28 protein-coding genes are annotated in these 26,949 nt (G+C 34.2%); 12 read left to right on the forward strand and 16 right to left on the reverse strand.

Features of this window, described 5'->3' with window-relative positions:
• The first annotated feature begins 8 nt into the window (after window positions 1–8).
• The 7 genes from OZP10_RS15810 (at window position 9) to OZP10_RS15840 (ending at window position 5,423) form a co-directional block, all read left to right on the forward strand.
• Window positions 9–545, forward strand: coding sequence for an NADPH-dependent FMN reductase (locus OZP10_RS15810; protein WP_281631744.1), 537 nt, complete (start codon window positions 9–11; stop codon window positions 543–545).
• A gap of 32 nt (window positions 546–577) precedes the next feature.
• Entirely contained in the window at window positions 578–1,450 is an 873-nt protein-coding gene (locus tag OZP10_RS15815; protein ID WP_281631745.1) for a sugar phosphate isomerase/epimerase family protein, read from the forward strand.
• 9 nt (window positions 1,451–1,459) lie between these two features.
• On the forward strand, window positions 1,460–2,323 hold the full coding sequence (locus OZP10_RS15820; RefSeq protein ID WP_281631746.1) for an archaemetzincin: 864 nt from the start codon (window positions 1,460–1,462) through the stop codon (window positions 2,321–2,323).
• A gap of 9 nt (window positions 2,324–2,332) precedes the next feature.
• Complete coding sequence (locus tag OZP10_RS15825) at window positions 2,333–2,683, forward strand: cupin domain-containing protein (RefSeq protein WP_281634770.1); 351 nt, start codon at window positions 2,333–2,335, stop codon at window positions 2,681–2,683.
• 202 nt (window positions 2,684–2,885) lie between these two features.
• The gene (locus OZP10_RS15830) at window positions 2,886–4,040 is read left to right on the forward strand and encodes an MFS transporter (RefSeq protein ID WP_281631747.1); all 1,155 of its coding nucleotides are present in this window, start codon (window positions 2,886–2,888) and stop codon (window positions 4,038–4,040) included.
• Between the two features lie 42 nt (window positions 4,041–4,082).
• On the forward strand, window positions 4,083–5,015 hold the full coding sequence (locus OZP10_RS15835; protein WP_281631748.1) for a peptidylprolyl isomerase: 933 nt from the start codon (window positions 4,083–4,085) through the stop codon (window positions 5,013–5,015).
• 135 nt (window positions 5,016–5,150) lie between these two features.
• Window positions 5,151–5,423 carry a cytochrome c gene (locus OZP10_RS15840; protein ID WP_281631749.1) on the forward strand — a complete coding sequence of 91 codons (273 nt, stop codon included), beginning with the start codon at window positions 5,151–5,153 and terminating at the stop codon, window positions 5,421–5,423.
• A gap of 107 nt (window positions 5,424–5,530) precedes the next feature.
• Here the strand turns inward: OZP10_RS15840 and OZP10_RS15845 are convergent, their stop codons facing one another.
• From OZP10_RS15845 to OZP10_RS15855, 3 genes are all read right to left on the reverse strand, one after another.
• The gene (locus tag OZP10_RS15845; protein ID WP_281631750.1) at window positions 5,531–5,926 is read right to left on the reverse strand and encodes a GreA/GreB family elongation factor; all 396 of its coding nucleotides are present in this window, start codon (window positions 5,924–5,926) and stop codon (window positions 5,531–5,533) included.
• Between the two features lie 378 nt (window positions 5,927–6,304).
• Window positions 6,305–6,859 carry a thioredoxin family protein gene (locus tag OZP10_RS15850; RefSeq protein ID WP_281631751.1) on the reverse strand — a complete coding sequence of 185 codons (555 nt, stop codon included), beginning with the start codon at window positions 6,857–6,859 and terminating at the stop codon, window positions 6,305–6,307.
• A gap of 126 nt (window positions 6,860–6,985) precedes the next feature.
• Window positions 6,986–7,879: an alpha/beta fold hydrolase gene (locus OZP10_RS15855; protein WP_281631752.1), complete on the reverse strand. Its 894-nt coding sequence runs from the start codon at window positions 7,877–7,879 to the stop codon at window positions 6,986–6,988.
• Between the two features lie 128 nt (window positions 7,880–8,007).
• Here OZP10_RS15855 and OZP10_RS15860 point away from each other — a divergent pair, with 128 nt between their 5' ends.
• Complete coding sequence (locus OZP10_RS15860; RefSeq protein ID WP_281631753.1) at window positions 8,008–8,343, forward strand: tRNA-binding protein; 336 nt, start codon at window positions 8,008–8,010, stop codon at window positions 8,341–8,343.
• A gap of 149 nt (window positions 8,344–8,492) precedes the next feature.
• On the opposite strand, the gene OZP10_RS15865 is transcribed toward OZP10_RS15860, so the two are convergent.
• From OZP10_RS15865 to OZP10_RS15880, 4 genes are all read right to left on the reverse strand, one after another.
• Window positions 8,493–9,041 carry an RBBP9/YdeN family alpha/beta hydrolase gene (locus tag OZP10_RS15865; protein ID WP_281631754.1) on the reverse strand — a complete coding sequence of 183 codons (549 nt, stop codon included), beginning with the start codon at window positions 9,039–9,041 and terminating at the stop codon, window positions 8,493–8,495.
• A 24-nt stretch (window positions 9,042–9,065) separates the two neighbouring features.
• Window positions 9,066–9,890 (reverse strand): alpha/beta hydrolase, encoded by an 825-nt coding sequence (locus tag OZP10_RS15870; protein WP_281631755.1) that lies wholly within the window; start codon window positions 9,888–9,890, stop codon window positions 9,066–9,068.
• A 156-nt stretch (window positions 9,891–10,046) separates the two neighbouring features.
• A complete protein-coding gene (locus OZP10_RS15875) occupies window positions 10,047–10,415 on the reverse strand; it encodes a PUR family DNA/RNA-binding protein (RefSeq protein ID WP_177212505.1) in 369 nt (122 codons plus the stop codon).
• A 68-nt stretch (window positions 10,416–10,483) separates the two neighbouring features.
• A complete protein-coding gene (locus tag OZP10_RS15880; protein WP_281631756.1) occupies window positions 10,484–12,262 on the reverse strand; it encodes an ABC transporter ATP-binding protein in 1,779 nt (592 codons plus the stop codon).
• A 204-nt stretch (window positions 12,263–12,466) separates the two neighbouring features.
• Here OZP10_RS15880 and OZP10_RS15885 point away from each other — a divergent pair, with 204 nt between their 5' ends.
• The 3 genes from OZP10_RS15885 to yajC all read left to right on the forward strand — a co-directional run bounded on the left by OZP10_RS15885 (window position 12,467) and on the right by yajC (window position 15,155).
• Window positions 12,467–13,573 carry a Glu/Leu/Phe/Val family dehydrogenase gene (locus tag OZP10_RS15885; RefSeq protein ID WP_281631757.1) on the forward strand — a complete coding sequence of 369 codons (1,107 nt, stop codon included), beginning with the start codon at window positions 12,467–12,469 and terminating at the stop codon, window positions 13,571–13,573.
• A gap of 284 nt (window positions 13,574–13,857) precedes the next feature.
• A complete protein-coding gene (gene nusB, locus OZP10_RS15890; protein ID WP_177210450.1) occupies window positions 13,858–14,769 on the forward strand; it encodes a transcription antitermination factor NusB in 912 nt (303 codons plus the stop codon).
• Between the two features lie 110 nt (window positions 14,770–14,879).
• Window positions 14,880–15,155: a preprotein translocase subunit YajC gene (gene yajC / locus OZP10_RS15895; protein ID WP_053471036.1), complete on the forward strand. Its 276-nt coding sequence runs from the start codon at window positions 14,880–14,882 to the stop codon at window positions 15,153–15,155.
• Between the two features lie 303 nt (window positions 15,156–15,458).
• Here the strand turns inward: yajC and OZP10_RS15900 are convergent, their stop codons facing one another.
• The 7 genes from OZP10_RS15900 to OZP10_RS15930 all read right to left on the reverse strand — a co-directional run bounded on the left by OZP10_RS15900 (window position 15,459) and on the right by OZP10_RS15930 (window position 24,144).
• Window positions 15,459–16,046 (reverse strand): YdeI/OmpD-associated family protein, encoded by a 588-nt coding sequence (locus OZP10_RS15900; RefSeq protein WP_281631758.1) that lies wholly within the window; start codon window positions 16,044–16,046, stop codon window positions 15,459–15,461.
• 1 nt (window position 16,047) lies between these two features.
• Window positions 16,048–17,325, reverse strand: a complete 1,278-nt coding sequence (pepT, locus tag OZP10_RS15905) for a peptidase T (RefSeq protein WP_281631759.1) — start codon at window positions 17,323–17,325, stop codon at window positions 16,048–16,050.
• Window positions 17,326–17,442: 117 nt separating this feature from the next.
• Window positions 17,443–18,576, reverse strand: a complete 1,134-nt coding sequence (locus OZP10_RS15910; RefSeq protein WP_281631760.1) for a formylglycine-generating enzyme family protein — start codon at window positions 18,574–18,576, stop codon at window positions 17,443–17,445.
• A gap of 97 nt (window positions 18,577–18,673) precedes the next feature.
• A complete protein-coding gene (locus OZP10_RS15915) occupies window positions 18,674–19,687 on the reverse strand; it encodes a DUF6515 family protein (RefSeq protein ID WP_281631761.1) in 1,014 nt (337 codons plus the stop codon).
• A 73-nt stretch (window positions 19,688–19,760) separates the two neighbouring features.
• Window positions 19,761–20,981: an OprO/OprP family phosphate-selective porin gene (locus tag OZP10_RS15920; RefSeq protein WP_281631762.1), complete on the reverse strand. Its 1,221-nt coding sequence runs from the start codon at window positions 20,979–20,981 to the stop codon at window positions 19,761–19,763.
• A 22-nt stretch (window positions 20,982–21,003) separates the two neighbouring features.
• Complete coding sequence (locus OZP10_RS15925; protein WP_281631763.1) at window positions 21,004–21,594, reverse strand: hypothetical protein; 591 nt, start codon at window positions 21,592–21,594, stop codon at window positions 21,004–21,006.
• 114 nt (window positions 21,595–21,708) lie between these two features.
• The gene (locus tag OZP10_RS15930) at window positions 21,709–24,144 is read right to left on the reverse strand and encodes an arylsulfatase (protein ID WP_281631764.1); all 2,436 of its coding nucleotides are present in this window, start codon (window positions 24,142–24,144) and stop codon (window positions 21,709–21,711) included.
• Window positions 24,145–24,589: 445 nt separating this feature from the next.
• Between OZP10_RS15930 and OZP10_RS15935 the strand changes: the two genes are divergently transcribed.
• Window positions 24,590–25,624 carry a quinone-dependent dihydroorotate dehydrogenase gene (locus tag OZP10_RS15935; RefSeq protein ID WP_281631765.1) on the forward strand — a complete coding sequence of 345 codons (1,035 nt, stop codon included), beginning with the start codon at window positions 24,590–24,592 and terminating at the stop codon, window positions 25,622–25,624.
• Here the strand turns inward: OZP10_RS15935 and OZP10_RS15940 are convergent.
• Complete coding sequence (locus tag OZP10_RS15940) at window positions 25,619–26,326, reverse strand: DUF3307 domain-containing protein (protein ID WP_281631766.1); 708 nt, start codon at window positions 26,324–26,326, stop codon at window positions 25,619–25,621. The genes OZP10_RS15935 and OZP10_RS15940 overlap by 6 nt on opposite strands.
• On the reverse strand, window positions 26,323–26,934 hold the full coding sequence (locus OZP10_RS15945; protein WP_281631767.1) for a hypothetical protein: 612 nt from the start codon (window positions 26,932–26,934) through the stop codon (window positions 26,323–26,325). Before OZP10_RS15945 ends, OZP10_RS15940 begins: the two co-directional genes overlap by 4 nt.
• Window positions 26,935–26,949 lie beyond the last annotated feature (15 nt).

Here is a 26,949-nt window from a genome sequence, read left to right on the forward strand (position 1 = left end):
CTTATTTAATGGCTTCAACAAAAATAAAAATACTTGCCATATCGGGCAGTACCAGAAATAACTCAAGTAACTTCAAAATTCTGAAATACATTTCAAATTACTTAAAACCTGAATTTGAAGTAGATTTTTTTGAAGATTTAGAGCGTCTTCCGCATTTTAATCCAGATTTGGATACTGATAATCCTCCGCAAGAAATCACTACATTTAGAAATAAAATCATAAATGCTGATGGAATTATCATTTGCACGCCTGAATATGTGTTCAGTCTTCCCGGAAGTTTAAAAAATGCCTTAGAATGGTGTGTGTCAACTACTATTTTTTCAAACAAAAAAACGGGTCTTATTACAGCTTCAGCTTCTGGCGAAATGGGGCACGAACAGCTTTTGTTAGTAATGAAAACACTCGAAGCTAAATTTGATGATGCAACACAGCTTTTAATTCAGGGAGTACGCGGAAAAGTTAATGCTGAAGGCGAAATCACGTCAGAACAAACCGCAGAAGCACTTCAAAATTTCGCAAAAAACTTTAAGAATCAATTTTTATAATATATTTACTTTCTGAAATTTAAATCATTAACATGATTAGCAGAAGAAACTTTATCGTAACCACAGGTCTTGCTGCAACAGCAGTTTTGGCTTCACCATCATTTGCACTTTCTATGAATAAAAAAGAAATAGGTTTACAGCTGTATACGCTTCGTGATGAACTTCCTAAAGATGTAAAAGGAACTTTAGAAAAAGTAGCAAAAGCGGGATATACGACCGTTGAAACATACGGTTTTTCTATAAAAGATCAGTTTTGGGGATTAACGCCAAAGGAACTTAAAAAGATCTTAGATGATAATGGATTGAAAGCAGTCAGTGGTCATTACAATCTAGGAAGCTTTTTGTATGATGGAAATACGGAGGAATTAATTGCTTTAATTGAAGCAGCAAAAATTCTAAAAAGTGAATTTTTGACTATTCCGTGGGTCGATGAACCATTTAGGAGAAATATAGAAGATTATAAAAAGATTGCGGCTCGTGTAAATGAAGCTGCAAAAATGTGCAAAAAAGCAGGCTTAAAACTGGCTTATCATAATCATGATTTTGAGTTTCAAAAACATGATGGAGTTACAGGTTATGAAATTTTATTAAAGGAAACCGACAAAGATCTTGTTTATTTTGAATTAGATTTATATTGGGTAATTCATTCTGGAAATGATCCCTTAAAATTATTCAAAGAAAATCCAGGACGTTTTAAAATGTGGCACGTAAAAGATAAGGATAAAAACAACAACGATTTGAATACGGAAATTGGTTCTGGAACAATCGATTTTAAACCTATTTTTAAAGAAGCCAAACAATCTGGAATGATTCATTTTTTTGTAGAACAGGAGAATAATTTTGCTTCTGATTCTTATGATTCGATTAAAAAGAGCTGTGATTTTATTTCAGAGAATTTAGTGTAATTCATATTTATGAAGAAACTTCTTTTGCTGTTATTTGTGATTTTTATGTCTTGCAACTCTAAGAAAAGCGATTATTTTGAGGCTATTGCGGAAAACGATATAAAACTTTTTCCTCCAAAACCAGGTGATTGGTTGTATTCCTATAAAGAAAAGGGGCAGAGTTTTGAACAGTTTCTTACTTCAAAACATATAATTCCAACAACAGAAAATAATATTATTTATCTTCAGCCAATAGGAAAATTTGACTCGTTACAAGACAAACAAATAAAATTAGTTGAAGAATATTTGAAAATATTTTTTCAGTTGAAGATCAAAACACTTGATAATGTCTCAAGTGATGTTATTCCGAAACAAGCTAGAAGAATCGGTCCAGATCAAAACGAACAATTTCTTGCGGGATTTATTTTGGATAGTGTTTTGAAGAAAGAAAAGCCTCAAAATGGAATTGGATTAATGGCTTTGACAGAAGTAGATTTGTATCCAAAACCAGAATGGAGTTTTGTTTTTGGCTTGGCATCATACAGAGATAGAATTGCAGTAAGTTCAATTTACAGGTTATATGACAAAAGATTAGAGAATAAAGATTTTAATTTATGTTTAGAAAGATTATTGAAAATTTGTTCTCATGAAATTGGACATATGTTTGGCTTGCATCATTGCATTGACGCCAATTGTGTTATGAATGGAACAAATAGTTTATCAGAAACAGATGAGCATACATTGAGACTGTGCTCTAATTGCCAGAGGAAATTAAATTCGAGTATAAAATACGATAATAAGAAAAGATTAATAGAGTTGGAAAAGTATTTTAAGAGAAATAAATTGGCTACGGGAGCTGAATTGATGGGAAAAGATTTTAAAAGTATTGAATAAAAAGAAATAATAATGAGTTTAGGAACTAGCAAAGAATTTATAAAAGGAGACGAAATCGAGTGGGAAGTAGTCGGTGAAGGAATCAAGCGTAAGATTTTGGCTTTTGACGAAAGAGTGATGCTTGTAAATGTATATTTTGAGAAAGGCGGAATCGGCACTTTACACGATCATTATCATTCGCAAGTTACTTATATCGCAAGCGGAAAGTTTGATGTAACTATTAGTGGTGTAACGCAGACTTTAAAAGAAGGAGATAGTTTTTACATTCCGCCACACGCTGTGCATGGTGTTGTCTGTTTGGAGGAAGGGATGCTTACAGATGTCTTTAGCCCTGCAAGAGAAGACTTTTTAAACTATTAAAAGCTAATAAAAAAAAACAACCATATAAGTGATTTAAGAAAATTTAAGTTTGGCTGTAAGTTTCACCAAGATATTTTTAAATGAACTTATATCTCTTATATGGTTTAAAAAAAACTTAAAAATTATATTTTTTTTAAAGTTTTGCTAAAGATTAGAGTGGTATTTTTGCAGCATGAATTTATCTAAAACTAATGTACTGTTTATGGCAGTTTGCACTGGTCTTATAGTTGCAAATCTTTATTACTGCCAGCCCTTAATTGTTTTAATTGCCAACGAATTTAAAATTCCTGAAGCTAGCGCCGGAACGATAACGTATTTAACTCAGGCCGGTTATGCTATAGGATTGTTTTTTATGGTGCCGCTTGGTGATAAAATAGAACGAAAAAGGCAAATTTTAATGACCACTTTTGCTACTGTAATTGCCTTACTGATTGCAGCAACAGCAAAGAGTTTTCTTGTTTTGCAAATCGCTTCATTGCTAATCGGAATCACCTCGATTGTGCCACAGCTTATCTTGCCTTTGGCAGCTTCTTTGAGTGCGCCTGAACAAAGAGGAAAAGTTGTTGGAACAATCATGAGCGGACTTTTAGTCGGAATTTTGCTTTCGCGAACTTTAAGCGGTTTTATCGGCCAAGTGTTAGGCTGGAGATCCATGTTTTACATCGCTGCCGGAATCTGTCTTTTGATCTTTTTTGTAATTCAAAGCAAGTTTCCATACAATAAACCACAGTTTCAGGGGACTTACGGACAATTAATTAAGTCTTTATTTACTCTTATAAAAACACAACCTGTTTTGCGTGAAGCTACAGCAATCAATGTTTTCAGTTTTGCTCAGTTTGGAGCATTTTGGACTACAATGGTGCTTTTACTTTCAGGCAAGCCATTCGATTTTAATAGTGCTACAATTGGTTTGTTTGGAATCGTTGGTGCTTCTGGAGCTTTAGCAGCGCCTCTTGTTGGGAAATTGGGAGACAAAGGAAATTCAAGAATTGCAGTTGGTTATGGCTGTTTATTGGTCTTGATAAGCTTTATAGTATTTTATTTTGCTATTGAAAGTGTAATTGGAATCGCAATCGGAATTGTGTTTATTGACATCGGAATTCAAGGTGTTCACATTTCTAATCAAACAAGAGTATATTCTCTATTGCCAGAAGCAAGAAACAGATTAAATACTGTATTTATGTCGCTTACCTTTTTAGGAACAGCAGCGGGATCGGCATACGGTTTATTGTTATGGAAAATGGGCGGATGGCCATATGTGACAATTGGCTGTATGGTCTTATCATTATTGTCATTAACGATTTATGGATTCACATATAAATCAAAGTCTAAAAAAGCAAAAGCGCAAATTGATTAAAAAATTAATTTGTAAATTTGCGTTCAAATTAAAAATAACAACATGGAAAACGGAATATACGCTAAATTCAATACTAGCAAAGGTTCAATTTTAGTAAAATTGACACATGATTTGACACCGGGAACTGTAGGAAACTTTGTTGCTCTTGCAGAAGGAAATATGGAGAATAAAGTGAAGCCTCAAGGACAAAAATTCTATGATGGATTAACTTTTCATAGAGTAATTGCAGATTTCATGATTCAAGGTGGTTGTCCAAAAGGAACTGGAACTGGAGATCCAGGTTACAAATTTGACGATGAATTTCACCCAAGTTTAAAACACGATCGTCCAGGAGTTTTATCTATGGCAAACTCTGGTCCTGGAAGTAATGGTTCTCAATTCTTTATTACTCACGTTCCAACTCCTTGGTTAGATAATAAACACACTGTTTTTGGACACGTTATTGAAGGACAAGATATTGTTGATGCTGTTGCTCAAGGTGATAACTTAGAGTCTGTTGAAATTATCAGAGTTGGAGATGAAGCTCAAAAATGGAATGCAATTGAAGCTTTTATTGGTTTAAAAGGTGCTCGTCTTAAAAGAGAAGCGGCTTTAAAAGCGGAATCTGAAGCAAAAATGGAACAATTAGCTGCCGGTTTTGATAAAACAGAAAGCGGTTTACGTTATAAAATGATCCAAAAAGGTGAAGGTAAAAAAGCTGAAGCTGGCAAAACAGTTTCTGTTCACTACGAAGGATCTTTAGAAAACGGAAAAGTATTTGATTCTTCTTACCCACGTAAAAAACCAATCGAATTCAAATTAGGAATTGGGCAAGTTATTGAAGGATGGGACGAAGGTATTGCTTTATTGCAAGTTGGAGACAAAGCTCGTTTTGTAATTCCGTCTGATTTAGCTTACGGTCCGTCTGGTGCAGGAGGAGTTATCCCGCCAAACGCAACTTTGATTTTTGACGTTGAATTAATGGACGTAAAATAAGAGTTTACAAGCAATTTAGTATTGTTTTAAATAATAATCCCATATGCCACGGCGTATGGGATTTTTTTATATTTACTTGAATTAAAAAACAAGACCAAGAAATGAAAAAAAACAATCTTAAGTTTAATGGCTATCATGTTGCTTGCAGCAGCATGTGGTACGAAAAAAACGGCTGTTGCAGAAACTCCTGCTGCAGGAAAAGAAACAAAAGCTACAGAATTAACTCCTGCATTGGCTGAAGGCAAAAACCTGTATGAAAACAATTGTGCTAAATGCCATAAGTTGTTTGAACCTAAAAAATTCACAAAAGAAGAATGGACTCCGATTTTGGTAAAAATGGGTAAAAAAGCAAAATTAGATGATACTCAAATGGCTTCAATTACAAATTATATTGATTCGCAATTGTAATTTGAATTTTAAGAAGAAGTATAAAAAAAACTGTTCAATCGAACAGTTTTTTTTATTTTCAAATAGATATAAAAAAAACACCGTCACAGAATGAGGTGTTTTAAAATTTAAGAATGATGTACAGCCGAATTGTCTACAGCTATTACTTTTAAAGTTTTGATGCCAGCAGGTAATTCCCAATCCACTTCGTCATTTTCTTTAAAACCAATAATAGCCACACTTAAAGGCGCTAGAATTGATATTTTAGATTGTTTTACATCTGCGGCAGAGGGTAAAACGATTTGAATTTTCATTTGTTTCTTTGCTTTTACATCTTCTATCGTTACAAATGAATTGATTCGAATTACCGAAATATCCAATTCGCTTTCTTTACTAATTACAGCGCGATCTAATTCTTGCGAAAGCTGATTGGCTTCTTTAGTATTTGTTGAGTTTTTACTTTTTAAAATCAATTCTCTTAAAAATTGATAATCTGATTTACAGAAAGTGGGTGTTGGTTTCATATCTATATTGAATTTATTGTTATAAAATTTTAACTGATTTTTTCTTCTTTGAGTAATTTACAAACGAAAAATTTCAGAGCCTTAAAAAAGACAGAATCGAAATGTTTAATCTGAAAAACAAAAAAATATCTGATCAAAAATTGATTTTTGTCAAATAAGTAAATGCTTAAGCTGATGTAAATCCTCCGTCAAAAAGAAGAAAAGTGAAGTAGACGGAGGCCTAAAAAATAAAGGCCTTATTATGTGAAATAATTACAGCAGGTAGTGGTTTTGCTAGGCAAAACGACTTTATAGAAGCTGTAAATGGTGTTTTATTTCCCATAAGGAGGATTAAATTGATTTACAAAGATACGTAATCTTTTTGAATTTAGTGAGGTTTTACTTCCATTTAATGCCACAACCTAAACTTGGCTTTTGTGGTTCTTTTAAACTTCTGTTGTAAATTAAGGCATCTATAGCGCCTCTCAGATCGCTTCCGCTAAGTGGAATTCCGTTGCCTGGTCTCGAATCATCTAGCTGACCTCGATAGAATAATTTGTTTTGATTGTCAAACAAGTAAAAGTCTGGTGTGCAGGCAGCCTGATATGCTTTTGCCGTTTCTTGGCTTTCATCATACAAGTACGGAAAATCTATTTTGTTTTCCATTGCAAATTCAGTCATTAATTCTGGGCTATCTTGTGGATATTTAACAACGTCATTGCTTGAAATAGCGATTACTCCTAATCCTTGAACGCGATAATCATTCGCAATCATTACAATTTCGCTTATTACGTGATGCACAAACGGACAATGGTTGCAAATAAACATTACCAAAGTACCTTTCGAACCTTTTAAATCTTCAAAAGAAAAACTATTGTTCGAGTTGGTATCTTTTAAATAAAAATCAGGTGCAGCTGTTCCTAAAGGAAGCATTGTTGATTCAGTTCGTGCCATTTTATTCGAAATTTGATTTTCAAAAGTAGCTTTAAAAATCTGTAAATAAAAGAGCACAAGAATAAAAAGTATCCAAAGAAAGCAGTTAGCTACAACAGCTTGCTTCTTTGGATACTTTTTTAAGTTTTATGAATTCAAAAATTCCAGTAAATTTTCATTTAATTTGTCTCTATCTGTATAAAAGAGACCATGAGGTGCGCCTTCATATTCGATATAAGTATTATTTGCAATTGATTTTGCTGCTTTTCTTGAAGTAAGGTCGATTGGAACAATTTTATCGTCGTCACCATGAATAATCAGAGTTGGAACTTTTATAAAATCTAATTCATCTCTAAAATCAGTATAAGAAAAAGATTCGGCGCATTTTAAAGTAGCTCTTGGAGAAGCCACTGAACATAAAGCTCTGTAATATTCTAATAAAGGAGTGCTTAAAGGTTTGTTGATAATATTGACTCCAAAAAACGTTTTTCCGAAATTATCAATAAACCCTATTCTGTCTTCTTTTATTGCTGCGGCAGTATTTTCGCTTTTTTCTTTTGGATGTCCGTCAGGATTATCGTGAGTTTTTAGCAGAAATGGAATAATCGACGAAATCAAAGCCGCTTTGGTAACGCCTTTTCCGCCATGACGGCTAAAGTAACGAACTACTTCGCCACCGCCCATTGAGAAACCAACAAGAGTTACATTTTCTAACTCTAATTGCTCAATAATTTCCTTAAGGTCATCAGCTAACGTATCGTAATCGTAACCATCCCAAGGCTGAGAAGATTTCCCGAACCCGCGTCGGTCGTAAGCGATAACTCTATAATTATTTTGGACAAGATGGTCTATTTGATATTCCCACATTTCATTCGAAAGTGGCCAGCCGTGAATTAAGATAACGGGTTTTCCCTGACCATAATCCTTTACATACAGCCTTACGTTTTGAGCAGTTTCTATATATTTATCAGTATGAACCTGTTTTAAATTAGATTCAAAATCTTTAATTGACATGCATGCATTTGGTTCAGTATGTTCCATGTTATATCTTTTTACGTGAGTGTTTTCTTTTATCTTCTCGTAAAATTAGATTTAAGAAAAAGAAATTGGTTATAGAATTAGGTGCATTAATTACAAAATTTATAGGTTTGTAAATAATACAATTAAAAATGGATTTAACCTGGAACGAATTTGAGCGCACCGATATGCGCGTAGGAACTATTGTTGAAGTCAATGATTTTCCTGAAGCAAGAAAACCTGCGTACCAAATAACTATAGATTTTGGTTCGGAAATAGGAATTAGAAAGTCATCTGCACAAATTACCAAGAGATATCAGAAAGAAGATTTAGTAAATCGTCAGATTGTTGCGGTTGTCAATTTTCCAAGAAAGCAAATCGGAAAATTTATGAGTGAATGTCTTGTTTTAGGAGCGGTAGGTGAGGAAGGAGATGTGATTTTATTGGCTCCTGATTTTAAGATTCCTAATGGACTACGTATTGGATAGTTTTTATCCTTAGTTTTAACCGCAAAGAGCGCAAAGGCTTACGCAAGGTTCGCAGGTTAATAGCGCAAAGATTTGCGAACTTTAATTGATAAAAACTTCGCATAAAGCTTGCGTTCTTTGCGTAGATCTTTGCGCTCTTTGCAGTTAAATTAAAGTTTTGTCTTTTTAATTAACTTCTGTAGTATCTCCTGTCCTTCTTCCCAATACTTTAAATCAGAGTCAGAATTGATATGGCCTTGCTGACCGATGTTTACAAAATCACTTCCCCATTTTTCAGCGAAGAGTTTTTTTCTTTCAAAAGAAGCATAAGGATCATTTTCGCTTGCTACAACTACAGACGGAAAAGGTAATTTATAAAGCGGAATAGGCGAGAAGTTTCTCGTGCATTCTGGCGTATGTTGAGGTGAATCTACATCTGCAGGTGCAACCAAAAAAGCGCCAATTATATTCGAATTATGGTATTTTTCAGCCCAATGCAGAACCAACGAAACCGCCAAACTATGCGCGACTAAAATAGTTGGTTTGCTAAGTTTTGAAATATTCTCATTTAATCTTTCAAGCCAATCTTCGCGAACAGGTTCGTCCCAGTTGTCTTGCACAACACGAATTGAATTTTCGAATTTCTTATGCCAAAAGGTTTGCCAGTGTTTTTCTCCAGAATCTCCGAGTCCTGGTATAATTAATAATTGTGTCTCCATTGCCGTGGAATTTTTATTTAGTGATTATTTTTTATGTTCTTTTAAAATTCGGTTTACTTCATTGACTAAAAGCGGAAAGCCAGGTTCTGTCATTCCATGTCCGTAACCGTCTAATTCATATAATTTAGTTTGAGTATGTCCAACCAGTTTCATCATTCTGGCCATATACGCGTTTTCCTCGTAACGCCCAAGCATTTCTAGTTCGCGATCTCCAGTAATTAATAACATTGGCGGAGCATCGGCACGAACATGGTATAAAGGAGCAAAAGCATCAATTGTAGGCTGTTTTTCAGGAATGCCGTTTTCTTTTCTAATCTCAAAATGCGTAATGCATTGTCCGCTAAACGGAATAAGGCCAGCAATCTGATTGGCATCAATGTTTTCTTTTTGAAGATATTTTTTATCCAGACCAATCATCATTCCTAAATATCCTCCAGCAGAGTGTCCAGAAACAAAAATTAAAGATTTATCCCCACCATAATTTGCAATATTATTGAAAGTCCATGCAACCGCTGCGGCTGCATCTTCAATTGCTTTTTCAGCTTTCGCTTTTGGAGATAATCTGTAATTAACACCAATAATAGCAAAACCTTTGTTTTTTAAAGCTTCAGGAATTTCTTTGTTTCCGCCAGTTAATCCGCCGCCGTGAAACCAAACTATTGTTGCAAATCCAGTTTTATTTTTTGGATAATAAATATCTAGAACACATCTTTCGTTGATGTATTTATCGGTTTTGTTTACAGCTGCACTGTAATATTGAATGTTGCTTTTTGTTTCGTATTCTAAATTTTGGGCAGATAGCGAAATTCCGTAAAGGAAGAAACTTAGGAGAATAATTAATTTTTTCATCAGAAGTAAAGTGTAATTTGAAAAATTGTTAGAAGTAAAAGGTGCATGAATCGTACGTCTCACATTTTACAATTCACATCTCGAAACATAAATATATAAAAAAAGTCCAAAATGCATAACAAATTGGACTTCTACTTTATGTAGATGATTTTGGATTTAAATATCATCAAAATCAATATCTGTAAAACTAGATCTTTGGCTTTCACTCTTTTCAGAGCTATATTCTTTTTTAAAATCTTTTTGGTGTCTTTCAGAAATTACTTCTTCGCCTTTGTGGTTTAAAACATAAGAAGTCATTTCTTCTAATATTTCAGAGAAAGCACTAAAATCTTCTTTGTATAAGTAGATTTTGTGTTTTTTGAAGTGAAAAGAACCATCTTCTTCAGTAAATTTTTTGCTTTCTGTAATCGTGATATAATAATCATCAGCTTTGGTAGCTCTCACATCAAAGAAATAAGTTCTTCTTCCTGCGCGTAATACTTTAGAAAAAATCTCTTCTTTTTCTAACATGTCATTTTCTCTCATAATACGTTCTATCATTTTTGGAATTAATAGTACTCAAAAATCATAAAAAATTATCTATTACGCAACAATTAAAGTAATTCTTTTTCCGAAAGTTGTTTTAAATATAACGATGCATAATAACCTTCTTGATTTATTAATTGATTATGAGAACCTTGTTGAATTATCTTACCATCTTCAAGTATAATAATTTTATCTGCATTCTTGGCAGATGATACTCGATGACTTACAATTATGGTTGTTTTGTCTTTAGAAATTTCGAACAAATTATTCAAAATCATTTCTTCGGTTTCTGTATCAACAGCAGACAGGCAATCGTCAAAAAGTAAAATCGCTGGGTTTTTAATAATGGCTCTCGCAATAGAAACACGCTGTTTTTGTCCGCCCGAAAGTGTAATTCCTCTTTCGCCTAAAACAGTGTCGTACTGTTTGTTAAAGGCGATAATATTGTCGTGAACGACTGCATTTTTAGCAGCTTCGATTACCTCTTCGTCAGTTGCATTTTGATTTCCGAATTTGATATTGTTTTTAATCGTATCCGAAAATAAGAAGGCATCCTGAGGTACGATTCCAATATTATTTCGAAGATCATTTAAGTTTAAAGTACTGATTTCGTTTCCGTCAATTTTAACTGCGCCTTCTGTAACATCGTACAATCTCGAAATCAAAGAAAGAATAGTCGATTTTCCAGAACCTGTTTTTCCGAGGATGGCCAATGTTTCTCCTTTTTTTACTGTAAAAGAAACATTTTTTAAAGCTTCAATGTTGGTGTCATCATAAGTGAAAGAAACATTTTCGAAAGAGATGTTTCCTTGGATTTCTGAAGTGTTTTGGTTATTGTTTTTAATTTCTGGTTCAATTTTCAAGAATTCATTCAAGCGTTTTTGAGAAGCTTCTGCTTCCTGCACCATAGATGAAACCCATCCTAAAGAAGCAACTGGCCACGTCAGCATGTTTACATATAAAATAAATTCTGCGATGGTTCCAATATTAGGAATGCTTCCATTAATATACATTACACCTCCAAAATATATTACAACCAAATTACTGATTCCGATAAGGGCAATCATTAAAGGCCCAAATAAAGATTGTACTCTTGCTAGACTCAAACTTTTACGTTTGCTTTCTTCAGCCAAATCAACCATATTATTTTGATGCTGATTTTCTAAAGAATACGCTTTTATAACCCGAATTCCTGAAAATATTTCTTGTGTAAAACTCGAAACCTTAGAAAGATATTGTTGGAACGTCGTGCTTCGTTTATTGATTTCAGAACTTAATTTAAAAATGCAATACGAAAGAATCGGCAAAGGCAGTATAGTATATAAGGTAAGAAGCGGCGATACATTATACATATATAATATGACAATCGCGAAACGGATAGCTGTATTTATAGTATACATTACTGCCGGCCCAACATACATACGAACTTTTGAAACGTCTTCGCTAATACGGTTCATCAAATCTCCAGTTCTATTTTGTTTGTAGAAATTTTGCGAAAGGTTCTCATATTGTCTAAAAACTTCATTTTTTAGATCAAATTCAATATGGCGAGACATTACAATTAAGGTCTGACGCATTAAAAAGGTTAAAAATCCAGCTACAATGGTTGTTCCAATAATAAGTAGCACATTATGAATGAGATCCTGACGAAAAGATGCGATTACTATTTCCGATTTTTGCTCTGCAGCAGATAATTTGTCAAAATTCTCTATAGCGTTTAAAGACTTGCTGATCAGTTTTGGAGTAAATAGAGAAAATATTTGTGCGATTATGGTGATTAAAATACCAAGCGAGAAACTGTATTTATATTTAATGAAATATTTGTTTAAATAGCTTAATTCTTTCATTTTTTTAAGAAATATGATATTGAATTGTTTTGGATTTAAGAATTATTGTTAAATAAAATTATAATAATTTGCGATTTAATCAAAACAATTAGATTGTAATATTGTTATTTTAAAGATAAAAAATTAGCACATGTGTATTTTTTAATTATGTTTGAGTTGTCTTTTTGACGAATTCATAATTTTAACCTAATTAATACTAGCGCTATGGATGCAACTTTCGCAACTGGAAAGGAACTTCAAAAAATGGATCCTGTTTTTGGTCAATTATCTTTTGACGATCACGAACAAATTGTATTTTGCAATGACAAAGATACAGGTTTAAAAGCAATTATTGGTATTCATAATTCGGTTATGGGGCCAGCTTTGGGAGGAACCAGAATGTGGAATTATAACACAGAATGGGAAGCTTTAAACGATGTTTTACGTCTTTCTAGAGGTATGACGTTTAAATCTGCTATTACTGGACTTAATATTGGTGGAGGTAAAGCCGTTATTATTGGCGATGCTAAAACTCAGAAAACGCCTGAATTAATGCGTAAGTTTGGTGAATTCGTTCACTCATTAAGCGGAAGATATATTACTGCTGAGGATGTCGGAATGGAAACTAAAGACATGGACACAGTAAGAGATGTAACGCCTTATGTTACGGGTATTTCTGAAGAAAGAGGTGGTTCTGGAAACCCTTCTCCAGTTACTGCTTACGGAGTTTACTTAGGTATGAAAGCTGCTGCTAAAAGTCAGTTTGGAACTGATGTTTTAGATGGTAAAAAAGTTTTGGTACAAGGAATTGGACACGTGGGTGAAACTTTGGTTGATTATTTAACTAAAGAAGGAGCACAGGTGACTATTACCGATATTAACGAAGAAAAATTATATCAAGTAGCTTCAAAATACAATGCTGCAATTTATACTGGAGAAGATTTGTATACTGCAGATGTTGATATCTACGCACCGTGTGCAATGGGAGCAACAATTAATGATGCTACAGTAGACAAAATTAAAGCTAAAGTTATTGCTGGTGCAGCAAACAATCAATTAGCAGATGAGAATGTTCATGGTGCAAGATTACAAGAAAGAGGAATTTTATATGCTCCAGATTTCTTGATCAACGCTGGTGGAATTATCAATGTTTATGCTGAATTAGCAAACTACGGTAAAGCTGAAATTATGAGCAAAACAGAAAATATCTATAATACTACTTTAGAAATCATAGATTTTGCAGCTAAAAATAATATTACAACGCATAAAGCGGCACTTACAATTGCTCAAAACCGTATCGATCAAAGAAGAATCGAGAACGCTAAGAAGTAATTAAGTGTTCAGTGTTCACTTTTTTAAGTGTTCAGTCTTAAAGTCTCAGTTTGCAGTTTATTCTGTAACTGAGATTTTTTTTGTGAATGTTTGGCACTGTTCACTAAAAACTAATCTGACCACTATAAATAGAGACTGACCACTAAATCCTGAAAACTGACCACTAAAAAGACCACTTTTTTACGAATTAATTTTAAAATACGCATCAAAAGTTATACTTTTGCAGACTAATTTTTAAATGTTCTTACACGGTGGTAAATAGAAGACACATACGCGTTAAAGTAATGCAATCCATTTATGCAATGCACCAAAGCGGTTCTGATAATATGGAAAAAGAAGAAAAATTTCTTTTTTATAGCATAGATAATATTCAGGACTTATATCTTATAATGCTTTCTTCATTGATAGAAATTTGCAAAAAAGAAGCTGTCTATTTGCATCTGTCAAGTAAAAAACACCTTGCTACTGCAGCAGAACGTAATCCGAACGAAAAGTTCATCAAAAACAAAATCTTCCAACTTTTAGCGGAAAGTAATTCTCTTAGCATTGCTTTAGAAAATCGTAAGATCAATAACTGGTCTTTAAACGATGATTATATCATTTTGCTTTTAAATGATGTTAAAGCAAGCGATATCTACAAAAAATACATGAGCAATAACGTAAATACGTTTGAAGAAGACAGACAATTTATAATTGATTTGTTTGAAAATGTTATTGTGCCAAACGAAAAATTATATGAGTATTTAGAGGATGATAAATTAACTTGGGTTGATGATATTCCGGTTGTAAATACGCATATTGTTAAACAATTGAAAGCTATCAAAACCGAAGATCCAGACGATTTTAGAGTGCCAAAATTGTATAAAGATGTTGAAGATAAAGATTTTGCTAAAGATTTGTTTAGAAGAACAATTTTAAATGAAACTGCTTTTGCAAAAGAATACGAGGATAAAACACCAAATTGGGACAGCGATCGTATTGCCGAAATTGATACTATTATCCTAAAAATGGCAATTTGCGAGTTTATTAAATTCCCTTCAATTCCAGTAAAAGTAACTCTTAACGAATATTTAGAAATTGCAAAAGAGTATTCTACACCAAAAAGTAGTATTTTTATCAACGGAATTTTAGATAATCTTGTTAAGGAACTGACTGCCAATAAAAAAATGGTAAAAGTAGGAAGAGGGTTAATGTAAAAGTTTGAAATAAGCAATTTTAAAATTTCAAATTCCAACTGCTTTGTCTCTCTGAGCGAAGTCGAAGAGCCAAAAAAGAATTAAATATAAATCAAAAATAAATTTAAATTATGGGACAATTAACTCAATTTGCGCCATTTCTATTGATGTTTGTGGTAATCTATTTCTTCATGATTAGACCACAGCAAAAAAGAGCAAAAAACGAAAAAGAATTTGAAAGCAGCCTAAAAGTAGGTGATAAAATAGTTACAAAAAGTGGTTTCCACGGTAAAATCGCTGAATTAGCAGAAACTACTGTTGTAATCGAAACAATGTCTGGAAAATTAAAATTAGAGCGTTCTGCTATTTCTTTAGAATTGAGCGCTGCTTTGAATAAAAAAGCGTAAATTTTAAATTACAATATTTTAAAAATCCCAAATTCCAAAATGGAGTTTGGGATTTTTTTTTGTTTTTATTCACGGTAATCTTGTCATCCTGACGAAGGAAGGATCACGCAAGAAACTCCATACAGTATGTCTTCAATCTTTGTCGATTCTCGCGTGTGATCCTTCCTTCGTCAGGATGACAAAAAAGAAAAACCTTTGTCAAAGTTTAAAACTTTGACAAAGGTTTTCATATTGTTTCGTTCTTCGACTTCGCTCAGAATGACAACAGTTTTAGAATTTGGATTTTAAATATTAAAACTTAAACTACCTGTATTTATCATTCAATCCAACATTTGCCAAAATCATCGGAATCACTTTTTCGATTCTTGAAATTTTCGTTTTTTCCTGTTTAGCCGTTTCGATATATTCTAAAAACTCATATTGTTTGTAAGGAGAAAATTTTTCAAATGCTTCTTTTAAAGCTGGATTTTGAATCATTTCTTTTTCTAAAAGCTCAGATACAATAGCTTCTTTTTTAGAAGGTTTAATGACTTTTCCTTGTTTTTCGTTTTCAATCGCTTCATGAATGTATTCTAAAACTTCTTTTTCGTTTACTTCCTCTTTTGAAGTAAAACGCCATTGGCGCATCGATTTTGTTTTGTCTTCTTGAGCGTTGATAAGTCTCTTTTTTTCATCTTTCAGAAAAACACCGTTTAGAAACCAAATGGCAAAATAATTTTTGAAACCTCCGATTCCGATAACATTTTTTTTGTTGTAGACATATATAGGCCCTCCCCATTTTATGGTTTCGACCAGTTCTGTTTTGTCAATAATTGATTTCAGGAAAAGAAGTTCTTCTTCCCATTGATTGACTTTGTCCCAAACGTGTTTTTTGTCAGAATTCGGTTCCACTTTATCTTTTTCTTTTAGATTTTTCTGGTACATCAAAAATTCCTGGAATAGCAGTAAGTTCAGCAATTTTTACAATTACATCAGTAGCTTTCTGAATGCTTTCTGCAGGCACATATTCGTATTTTCCATGGAAGTTATGTCCGCCAGCAAAAATGTTCGGACAAGGCAATCCCATAAATGACAATTGCGAACCGTCAGTTCCACCACGAATTGGTTTAATGATTGGTTTTATGCTCAATTCTCTCATTGCTTTTTCGGCAATATCTACAATATATTTTACAGGTAGAACCTTTTCTTTCATATTGTAATATTGATCTTTTACTTCAGCGATCACAATATCTTCGCCAAATTTCTTTGCGAATTTTTTATTGAATTGTTTAGCCAGTTTATAAATCAATTCTTTTCGTTTTTCGAATTTCTTTCTGTTGTGATCGCGAATAATCAATTCTAAAACTGTTTCTTCAATATTTCCTTTGATATGATGCACATGGAAGAAACCTTCATAGCCTTTAGTTTCTTGTGGAGTTTGGCCTTTTGGAAGTTCATTGATAAAGTCGTTTGCCAAAAGCATAGAATTGATCATTTTTCCTTTAGCATAACCTGGGTGAACGCTTTTTCCTTTAAAAGTAATTTTAGCTCCAGCTGCATTAAAATTTTCATATTCTAATTCACCAATCTGGCTTCCGTCCATTGTGTAAGCCCATTGCGCTCCGAATTTTTCAACATCAAAATGATGCGCTCCACGTCCGATTTCTTCATCTGGAGTAAATCCAATTCTGATTTTCCCGTGTTTAATTTCAGGATGCTGAATCAGGTATTCCATTGCCGAAACGATTTCTGTAATTCCAGCTTTGTCATCAGCTCCTAATAAAGTTGTTCCGTCAGTTGTAATGATGGTTTGACCTTTATATTGCAATAAATCTTTAAAATAATCAGGAGATAAAACAATGTTTTTCTCAGCGTTCAAAACGATATCTTTTCCGTTGTAATTTTCAACAATTTGCGGTTTTACATTTGCTCCGCTAAAGTCTGGCGAAGTATCAAAGTGAGAAACAAAACCAATCGTTGGTACTTCATGATCAACATTACTTGGAAGTGTTGCCATGATGTAAGCTTTGTCATCTATAGTTACCTCTTCAAGTCCAATTGCTTTAAGTTCTTCAACTAATTTATTGGCAAGGTTCCATTGTTTTTGTGTGCTTGGAGTGGTTTGTGAATTTGGATCCGATTCAGTATCAATTGTTACATAACTGATAAAACGATCTATGATATGTTGCATTTTTTTAGATTTTTAGCAAATATAGAAAATTTTTCTGCTACGAAATTTAGCTTTCCATATCTGAATTAATAAAAAAAGGGATTCGTTGTCGAATCCCTTTCTAGTATTTTAAGTTTGCTATTTGCTTTTTACGCATCTAAAGCCAACATGGTTAGCAGCCGATCTGATTTCGCCTTTTCCTCTTGTTCCCACCATGTATCGAGTGCAGTATTGGTCTGTACACAAGAATGAGCCACCGCGATGAACTCGTTTTATTTCGCTTGGATCACTAGGATCATAATAAGCGCTAGGTCCTTGCGGATTTTTTGTCACTTTCCCACTTTCTGCTAATGATTTGTAATAGTCAACGCTGTACCAGTCGTTTACCCATTCCCATACATTTCCAGCCATGTCATACAAACCGTATGCGTTTGGAGCGTATTGTGCTGTTGGAGCAATGCCTTTAAAACCATCTTCTCCAGTATCACCATCTTTGATAGGGAAATGCCCCTGGTAAATATTAGCTTGAAATTTTCCTTTAGGTTTTAAATCATTTCCCCAAGCATATAGATTTCCAGTTTTACCACCGCGTGCTGCAAATTCCCATTCTGCTTCTGTTGGCAATCTTTTTCCAGCCCATTTAGCATAAGCAGCAGCATCTTCGTATACAACATGCACAACAGGATATTTTTCTTTTCCTTTAATGGTGCTCTGCGGACCGTCTGGATGTCTCCAATCAGCGCCTGGTTCATAACGCCACCATTGCAAGAAATTATTCAAATTAACCGCTGAAGGAGTAGGAGTGAAGACAACAGAACCAGTAACTAGGTCTTCTTCATTTGCTGTCGGAAATTCTTCTTTTGTTGGTTTTTGTTCCGCAACAGTTACATACCCTGTAGCTTTTACAAATTTTTCAAATTCTTCATTGGTTACTTCAGTTTCATCCATATAATATCCATCAACATAAACTCTATGTATTGGAGCTGCATCTTTAGTAACGCCTTTAATACTGCATAAACTTTCATCTTCTACATTTGTTCCCATTGAAAATTCTCCTCCAGGAATCCAAACCATGCCTTTGGGAGCTTTTTCTGTCGGTTTAAGTTTATTTTCGACAGTTGGTTTAAATTCAGATTCTGCAGTAGTACTTGGAGTTTCATGACATTCGACAGCTGTTTTTTCTGCTTTATCTGAAAATCTAGTGTAACTGTAAGCAATTGAAATAATGGATAATGTAAGTAGTGCAAAAATCCAAAAGGTTTTATTTTTCATGGTTTATTTAGTTTTGAGCTTATATGGTTGTCAATAGCGCGCATAAAATTAATAAAATAACTTGTAAAAGTATATTAGTTTTATAGAATTAATGAAATTAACTGTCTTTTTCAACTTGAACTACTTCATATTTATCTTTGCCATCAACTTGTACAGGCTGGTAATAGGTTTCGCCAAATTTTACATATTTTACATCTCCAATTGTCACTTCTTCTCCGCCTTCAGGCAAGTTTTCTACAATTGTTCCAGCAGTAGGGGCAACGACAGTATATTTTTCACCGTCTTTTTCATAATATGTTCCTCCGTAATAGTAATTATTGACTGTTCCTGTATTGACTGTTTCAGCGCCACTCGGAATATTATTTACAGTTCCGCCAACTGGTGCAGGTACAGCAGTATAACCGCCATTTGTCGAGGTATACCAAACTCCTTGGTCGTAGTGATATTTCTGATTTTCTACACTAACAATAATCGCTGTAGTTGCTAGAGTTGCAACAAAAAATCCCCAAGGATGCCAAACTGGTCCCCAATAAAAAGGTCTGTAAGGGCGTGGATAATAAGGATGGTAGCAATTGTATCTGTAACCGCCGTATACATAAGGTGGACGTGTGTATGGTCTATATCCGGGACGAACTACTGTATTTCGATTATTGCGAACATGAACACTGTTGTTAACATTGATGTTGACGTTATTTCTATTTCTGTTTACGTTATTACCGCTTATGTTGGTATTTCTGTTACCAACATTGTTTCTGTTTACGGTATTATTTCTATTTACTGTATTGTTTCTATTTACCGTATTGTTTCTGTTGGAATTGTTAGAAGGTCTATTTATTTTAGTTCCCGAGTTATTTGCTCCAGGTCTAGTTGCGGCTGGTCTAGTCGTTGCTGTTGGCCTTGTTGTGGTAGGTCTACTCACATTTGGTCTAGATTGCGTTGCTGGTCTTGCGGGACGAGTATGAGCTGCCCCTCCGCCGCCTCTGTTAAATCCGCCACCTCCGCCGCCGCCGCGATGACGCTGTGCTAAACTGTCAACAGAAATAAACAAAAAAGTTCCGGTCAAACACATTAAAAGTGCCAGTTTTTTTACTGTTTTCGATATATTTTTCATATTCAGCAATTTATGTGATTTAAAGTTATGAAAAAAAAATGTTGGTTTTGAATTAATGAATTAAAAGTTTGAATTATAATGAGATATCCCATTGTATTCTAAATCGCCACCCTTCTTGTAAAGGAAGTGTTTTATCTTGAAAACTAAAATAACTTACTTCTGAAGTTAGTTTGTTTTTATGTCCTTTGAAAAACCAGTTAAATGCCAAAGTAGATTCGTCTTGTCTATTTTCTCTTATAGAATTATCAGGTCTATAGGCGGCATGTCGTCCAGCCATTTCTAAATGTTTTGGCCACCATTTAAAAACATTATGAAAGAAATATCCAGCTTGAACATAATAGCCTTTCATTACAGTCATATCATTATTATTGTATTTGTCTATAATTTCTTTGGTATGCCATTCGCTCTGCCAAGAAAAACCGCGATACATAAATGCGCTTTCCAAATTCCATTGATTGACTCTGTATTGTCCTGGAAGGCCATCTTCGAACCCGTCTAGAGAACCTCCTCCAGCTTGCGAGAAACGTGTGTAAGGACTTCGGTTTGTGATGGCTGAAAAGGCAATAATTGGAGTTGGTTTTTCATGAAATTCTAAATCACAGCCTTCAAAATCAAGAAATCTGCCTAAGAAATTCCATTGTGCTCTTCCAAAATACATTAAATGATTATCGTCATTAGACGTGCTTCCGCGTCCTGTTCCTGTCAAAGCTGCAGCCCAATAATTAAAATCGGCAATTCCGGCACCTTTCAAATGACCGTAAACTTCAACTCCTAATTGTCGGTCTACAGTAAACGGGCGGTTAATAAGAGATCGGTCAACCATCTGCTGTTCGCCGCTGCTAATAAAGCGTTCTCGCGTAAACTCTGTTTTCCATTGCCCAACTTTAAAGCTCAGAAAATCCCATTTTTCGATCATGATTCTGAAATCCAATAAATTGGACTGGCTTAATTCGTACTCCCAATAGTATTTAAGCCAAGGTTCAAAAGCATGACCGCCAATTTTTAATCTGGCACGGTTTATTTTGAAAGTCGTTTTAGCGTCTTGGCTATAATCATCATAAGTTAAAGGGTCTGTATCATTTGGTGTTGAAAAACGAAATTGAAGTCGGCTTGCTAATTGGAAGAGAAACTTTTTGTCACGGGTTTCTAATTCAATTCCTTTACTGCCATAACGAACATTCATTAGTTTGGTAGTGTCCTTTTCTTGCTGCGAAAATCCTTTGAAACCAATTAGTAAAAGAAAAACTAAGAGGGAATATTTAGAAATGCGATTTGGTTTATTTGTGCTATACATAAGATCAATAGGTTGGTATAAATTATTTTCCTCCAAAGTTTTTTGCGATTCCTAAACCAATTCCCCAGCTGTCATAGGCATTCCATTTGAAATCGTAGCTGACAGTTCCGAAAATTTCCCAGCCTTTTGGCAGTTCGTAGCCATATTCAACTCCTGCTCTGGTCAGGAAAAAATCTTCCTCTTTGGCAAATTCACCTCCAAATCCTAAAAGAAAACTCCAATGCTCATTAGGTTTATAAATTCCCATTAGAGCAGGAGCAATAGGATAACTTCTTTCTACGGTTTCTTTGTCATTTCCGCTTTCGTATACTTTTTCTACTTTGAATTTCTCAACAATAAAATCGGTATGTAGGCCAATTGCCCATTTTTCATGAAATTGATAAGTGTAATCAATTCCCCACGCCGGAAGGGTTAATGTCTCGTGATTTCCTTCTTCGTCCCGACCTTCAAAAACATGAACATGATTAATAGAAATGCCGATTTGATGGTGGCTACTAAATGCTTCTTTTTCCTCGTTTTCCTGAGCTGTAATTTGGCTTGAATAAATAAATGTTAAACAAAAAAGGAGTGAAATTAAAGATGATTTTTTGAAATAACGTTTTACGTACAACATTTTATTAACTTTTTAATTTTCAAAATGAATGATAGTTATTTTGAAGAAAAAAAGAGGTATTTGCTGTACAGTTACCTGTTAATGTCAAATACCTCTTAAAATTAAATGTTTTTATTAATCTCTTTTCATGGCTCTTTTTGCTTCGCTGTTTAAATCGGTATACTCGATTTTGCCCACGTTAATACCTACTCCAATAATTTCTCCGCCTTTAAAAGTACCTGGAGTTTTGTATTCGCTACTAACAGCATCGCCACTGTCAAATCCAACGCAAAGACCATCACCAGAAAGCGTGAATTTACCACTTTGCGTTCTCATTGGTCCAGAAGCAACTTCTTTTCCGTCGATATATAATTTCATTGTTCCTATTGATTCGCCATTTGGACCTGCTTTTTCACGAGTAAATTCCATTCCAAAAACATGTTTTCCTGGCGTAATATCAACATTTGAAACGAATTTTTGCTCGGGAGAAATTCCTAAGAAATTATATACATAGTATAATTTTTTGTTTTTCAAAAACAAAGAGTGTCCTCCAAAACGAGAGCCGTGAGCAAAAATTACTCCCGAAGCATTCGCATCTTTTACATCAACATCTGCAACAATTTTATAATTACGGCCACGTACATTTACGGCAACCCCTTCTGGTACTGGGGCAGTTCCCGGATAGTAAACATATTGATCACGAGGAGCTTCAGATGAAGGTCTTTCAATTCCTAAAACTTCGATTGCAGAACGGTCATCTAGTGGTAATACAAGATTTTTAGCAGCTTCTGCATTCCAGTCAGCAATTAATTCTTTTAATTTGTCTGGATTTTTTTTAGCTAAATTGTTAGTTTCGGCTCTATCAACATCTGTGTTGTATAGTTCCCATTCGTCTTTGTCAAAATTTCCTTTTCCAACCAATGGAGTATGTAAAGCAACAGCTTTCCATCCATCTTTCCATAAAGCACGGCTACCAAGCATTGCAAAATACTGAATGTGTTTTTGTGTTTTTGCATCAGGTGTAGCATCAAAGCTGTAACGCATGGATACTCCAGATAACGGGTATTGTGGAACTCCTCGATATACTTTTGGCATTTCGACTCCACAAATATCAAGTAGTGTTGGAACGATATCTGTTGAATGATGAAATTGATTACGAACCTCTCCTCGGGCTTTAATTCCTTTTGGCCAAGAAATTACTAACGGGTCACAAGTTCCTCCTGCATATTCGCTATATCTTTTAAACATTTTAAATGGAGTTGAGAAAGCGGCTGCCCATCCTGTAGGGTAGTGTTCATAAGTATCAGGGCCACCTAATTTATCAATCAATTTTAAATTTTCTTTTAATTCATCAGGATATCCGTTAAAGAATTTGTTTTCGTTTACAGAGCCTGAAGGCGAACCTTCTCCTGAAGCACCATTGTCTGCAGCATAAATAACTACTGTATTTTCTAACTGCCCCGTTTTTTCTAAATAATCAATTACACGTCCCACTTGAGCGTCAGTATATTCTGAAAAACCAGCATATACTTCAGCCAATTTCGAGAATAGTTTCTTTTCGTCGGCACTTAATTTGCTCCATTCTAAAACGGCATCACCTTCATTGGCAACATTTTTAGGAAGCGGATTAAATGGAGCATACTTAGTTCCTGCAGGAATTACTCCTTTTGCAATCATACGAGGTAAAACCCATTGTCTATATGCCTCATAACCTCCATCAAATTTACCTTTGTATTTGTCGATATATTCTTGAGGAGCATGGTGAGGAGCATGATTTGCACCAGGACAATACCACATAAACCAAGGTTTAGAAGGATTTGTTGCTTGCTGATCACGAAGATATTCTAATGCGTGATCTGCTAAATCTTTAGACAAATGATAACCATCTTCTGGGCTAGCTGGAGCGTCAACAAAATGATTATCTTCTACTAGATCAGGATACCATTGATTGGTTTCACCTCCAAGAAATCCATAATATCGATCAAATCCCATTTGAAGAGGCCAAGTGCTTCGGTCTCCTCCAGATGCGACATCCTGCTCAGGAACATTATGGTCTTTTCCTATCCAAAAAGTACTCCATCCATTATCCTGCAAAACCTGTCCGATGGTAGCAACTTGTTTTGGTAATCTTCCACTTGCGCCAGGATATCCTGCAGCAGCTTCTGTAATTGCTGCCATTCCGTTTAAATGGTGATTACGTCCTGTTAATAGAGTAGAACGTGTTGGCGAACACAATGCTGTTGTATGCCATTGTGTATAAGTCAAACCATTATCTGCCAATTTTTGCATAGTAGGCATATTAATAGCTCCTCCATAAGGGGACCAAGCGGCTAATCCGGTATCATCGTATAAAATGAATAAGATATTTGGGGAGCCTTTGGGAGCAGCCTTAGGAGTATAAGGTCCCCAGTCTTCTTTAGAATCGCGAACGTCAAGACTAATTTTTCCTTTAAACTGCTCTTTAGTTACTTGTTGAGGGTCGGCCTGTGCAGAAGCCTTTGGGGTTATTCCCGGTAAGAGACATAGTAAGAACAAATACATACTCTTCTTAAGTGTAATATTGATTTTCATAACTTTGTCGTATTAATTATTTATTGATGTTCTACTAAAATGATTTGATTCTCTAGAAAATATTTTTAAGTAAGAATGTAAGCTGTTTCTATAATGTAATTTGGTTTTATTTGGAAAAGCTAAATTTTCATAGGGTTTTTGTTTGTTTTTAAAATGCAGTTTTTCTTCATTTTACTCAAATTTTCTTCAATTCACTCAAAATTAAATAATAAGCAGTCCAAGGTTGCTTATTTTAAGGCTAACATTGTTTCATTTTATAATTTGCAACATTAAAAATGGAATTTGCAACAAGTTTTTTTCCATTTATAAAGTTTTTCAAATGTTCTTGTTGCATTTTAAATTTTAATTGAGTTTAAAAAACTCTTCTAATTTGTTTTCTTAAAAAGACACCTTTTTAAACTATAATATCTAAATTTGCAGCCAAAATAACAACAACACAACTCTTATGTATAAATTGATAATTCGCCCGATACTTTTTTGTTTTGATCCTGAAAAAGTGCATTATTTTACTTTTTCTTTTGTAAAATTCATTTCAAAAATCCCAGGAGTTTCGGCAATTATAAGATCAATTTATGAAGTAAAAGATGCTCGATTAGAAAAAGAAGTTTTCGGAATTAAATTTAAAAACCCAGTTGGACTTGCAGCTGGTTTTGATAAAGATGCAAAACTGTATAAAGAACTTGGTGATTTTGGTTTTGGTTTTATCGAAATAGGAACTGTAACGCCAGTTGGACAGGAAGGAAATCCGAAGAAACGTTTGTTCCGTTTAAAAGAAGACCAAGCGATTATTAACCGAATGGGATTTAATAATGGCGGTGTTTTGGAAGCGGTAGAACGTTTGAAAAAGAATTCGGGTGTTTTGATTGGAGGAAATATCGGAAAAAATAAAGTAACCGATAATGAAGATGCTGTAAAAGATTATATCATTTGTTTCGATGCTTTGTTTAATCATGTAGATTATTTTGTAGTGAATGTAAGTTCGCCAAATACACCAAATTTGAGAGCTCTACAAGATAAAGAACCGTTAACGGCTTTACTGCAAACTTTGCAGAACAGAAATGTTGAAAAGCAAAAAACAAGCACTCAAAAAATAAAACCAATTCTTTTAAAAATTGCTCCAGACTTAACAGACGAGCAATTATTGGATATTATTGATATTGTAAAAACAACTCAAATTGCAGGTGTAATTGCTACAAATACTACAATTTCAAGAGAAGGATTACAATCTGCCAATCAAACAGAAACTGGAGGTTTGTCTGGAAAACCTTTAACAAAACGTTCTACAGAAGTCATTCGTTTTCTTTCGGAAAAAAGCAATAAAGCATTCCCGATTATTGGAGTGGGAGGAATTCATTCTGCAGATGATGCAATTGAAAAACTAAATGCAGGAGCAAGTTTGGTGCAATTGTATACCGGTTTTATTTATGAAGGCCCAGCATTGATAAAAGCAATCAACAAAAAAGTTTTAGAGCAATTATAAAAGTAACGCTTGAACGGATAATCCAGTAAGTATTGCAATTCCAAAACTGATTAAAGTTCCAATCATTACATATTCGGTCAATTTTCTATCTTTGGCTTCTTTTAAATCTCCGAATCTAAAAATAGATTTTGCGGCCAATAGAAATCCGATTGCTTCAAAATGTCCTGTTAAAATAAATCCGAAAACAAACAAGCGTTCTAAAATACCAATATAATTTCCAGCAGCTATCAGAGAATTATCCTGATGGCTGTTTTTGCTTTCAGGAGCCCATATTGAGATTATAGTTTTTATAAAAATTGAAGTAGGTTTGGTTAACAGTAAGATTCCAGTAATGAGAATCCAAAAGGTATTATTCTGCCAAAAGTTAATTATGGTTTTGTTTTCATAAAGAAGCACTACACCAATTAGAACAAGAATATGCGCAATTTGATCAACAATAAACCAAGTACGTTTGGTTTTGTTTTTCTGAAAATTCAGTTTGATTAAATCGATAATTCCGTGTGTAACAGCAATTAAAACTGCGTAAGGAATAAAGCTGATTTCGCCCACCAAAATTGCGGCTAAAACTCCATGCAGTAAAATATGGATATACAGGTAAATACTTTTGTGTTTTTTAATTTCTTTGTCGGCGACCCAAGAATTGGGCTGCCAGATAAAATCACCTAACAAATGAGCAAGAAGCAGTTTTATAAATAAAATCATGGGACTATAAGTTGTTTTATTTGTTTTCTAAAGTATCTGTCTAAATTCATGACCAAATCAAACTGAGCACGTTTTTGTCTTCTGCTGACAGCAGCTTGGTTAATGCCTAATTTTTGTCCTAATTCTTCTTGAGACAAAGTCGGATTTTCAATGGCGACAGCGACAAATTCTGCCGACTGTACCAGCCAGCTATCCATAAAGGTTAATGCCAATTGCAGCATTAAATTCAATTTTTCTTCAAAATCACTATTTCCAGTTCGAAGCGCTAAGGTGACTTTCTGTTTTTTTAAAGTCTCAAAAAGTTCTCCCGAATTTATAAAAGCAGAGCCATTGCTTTCGGAAATTCGTTCAGCTTGATGTGTTTTGTCTCCAAAACCAATACTCATGCGGGCATCAGATTTTATAGATCGTAAATGAGCTTTTATTAAAATAGCAATTAGTAATGCATCTTCAGGATTGGTTACTTCAACTTGAAACTCATCTCCACGATAAATCTCCCATTGACTTGGCGTATGACCAAATGGAGCCAAGATTTTTTTTAAATCTTCGACCCAATGTTCAGATTGCTGTCTCGAACCAATTATGTCACCTGTAATTACACTAGTCATAATCAAATATAATTA

It is taken from the genome of Flavobacterium luteolum, from assembly GCF_027111275.1.
Lineage (GTDB): Bacteria > Bacteroidota > Bacteroidia > Flavobacteriales > Flavobacteriaceae > Flavobacterium > Flavobacterium luteolum.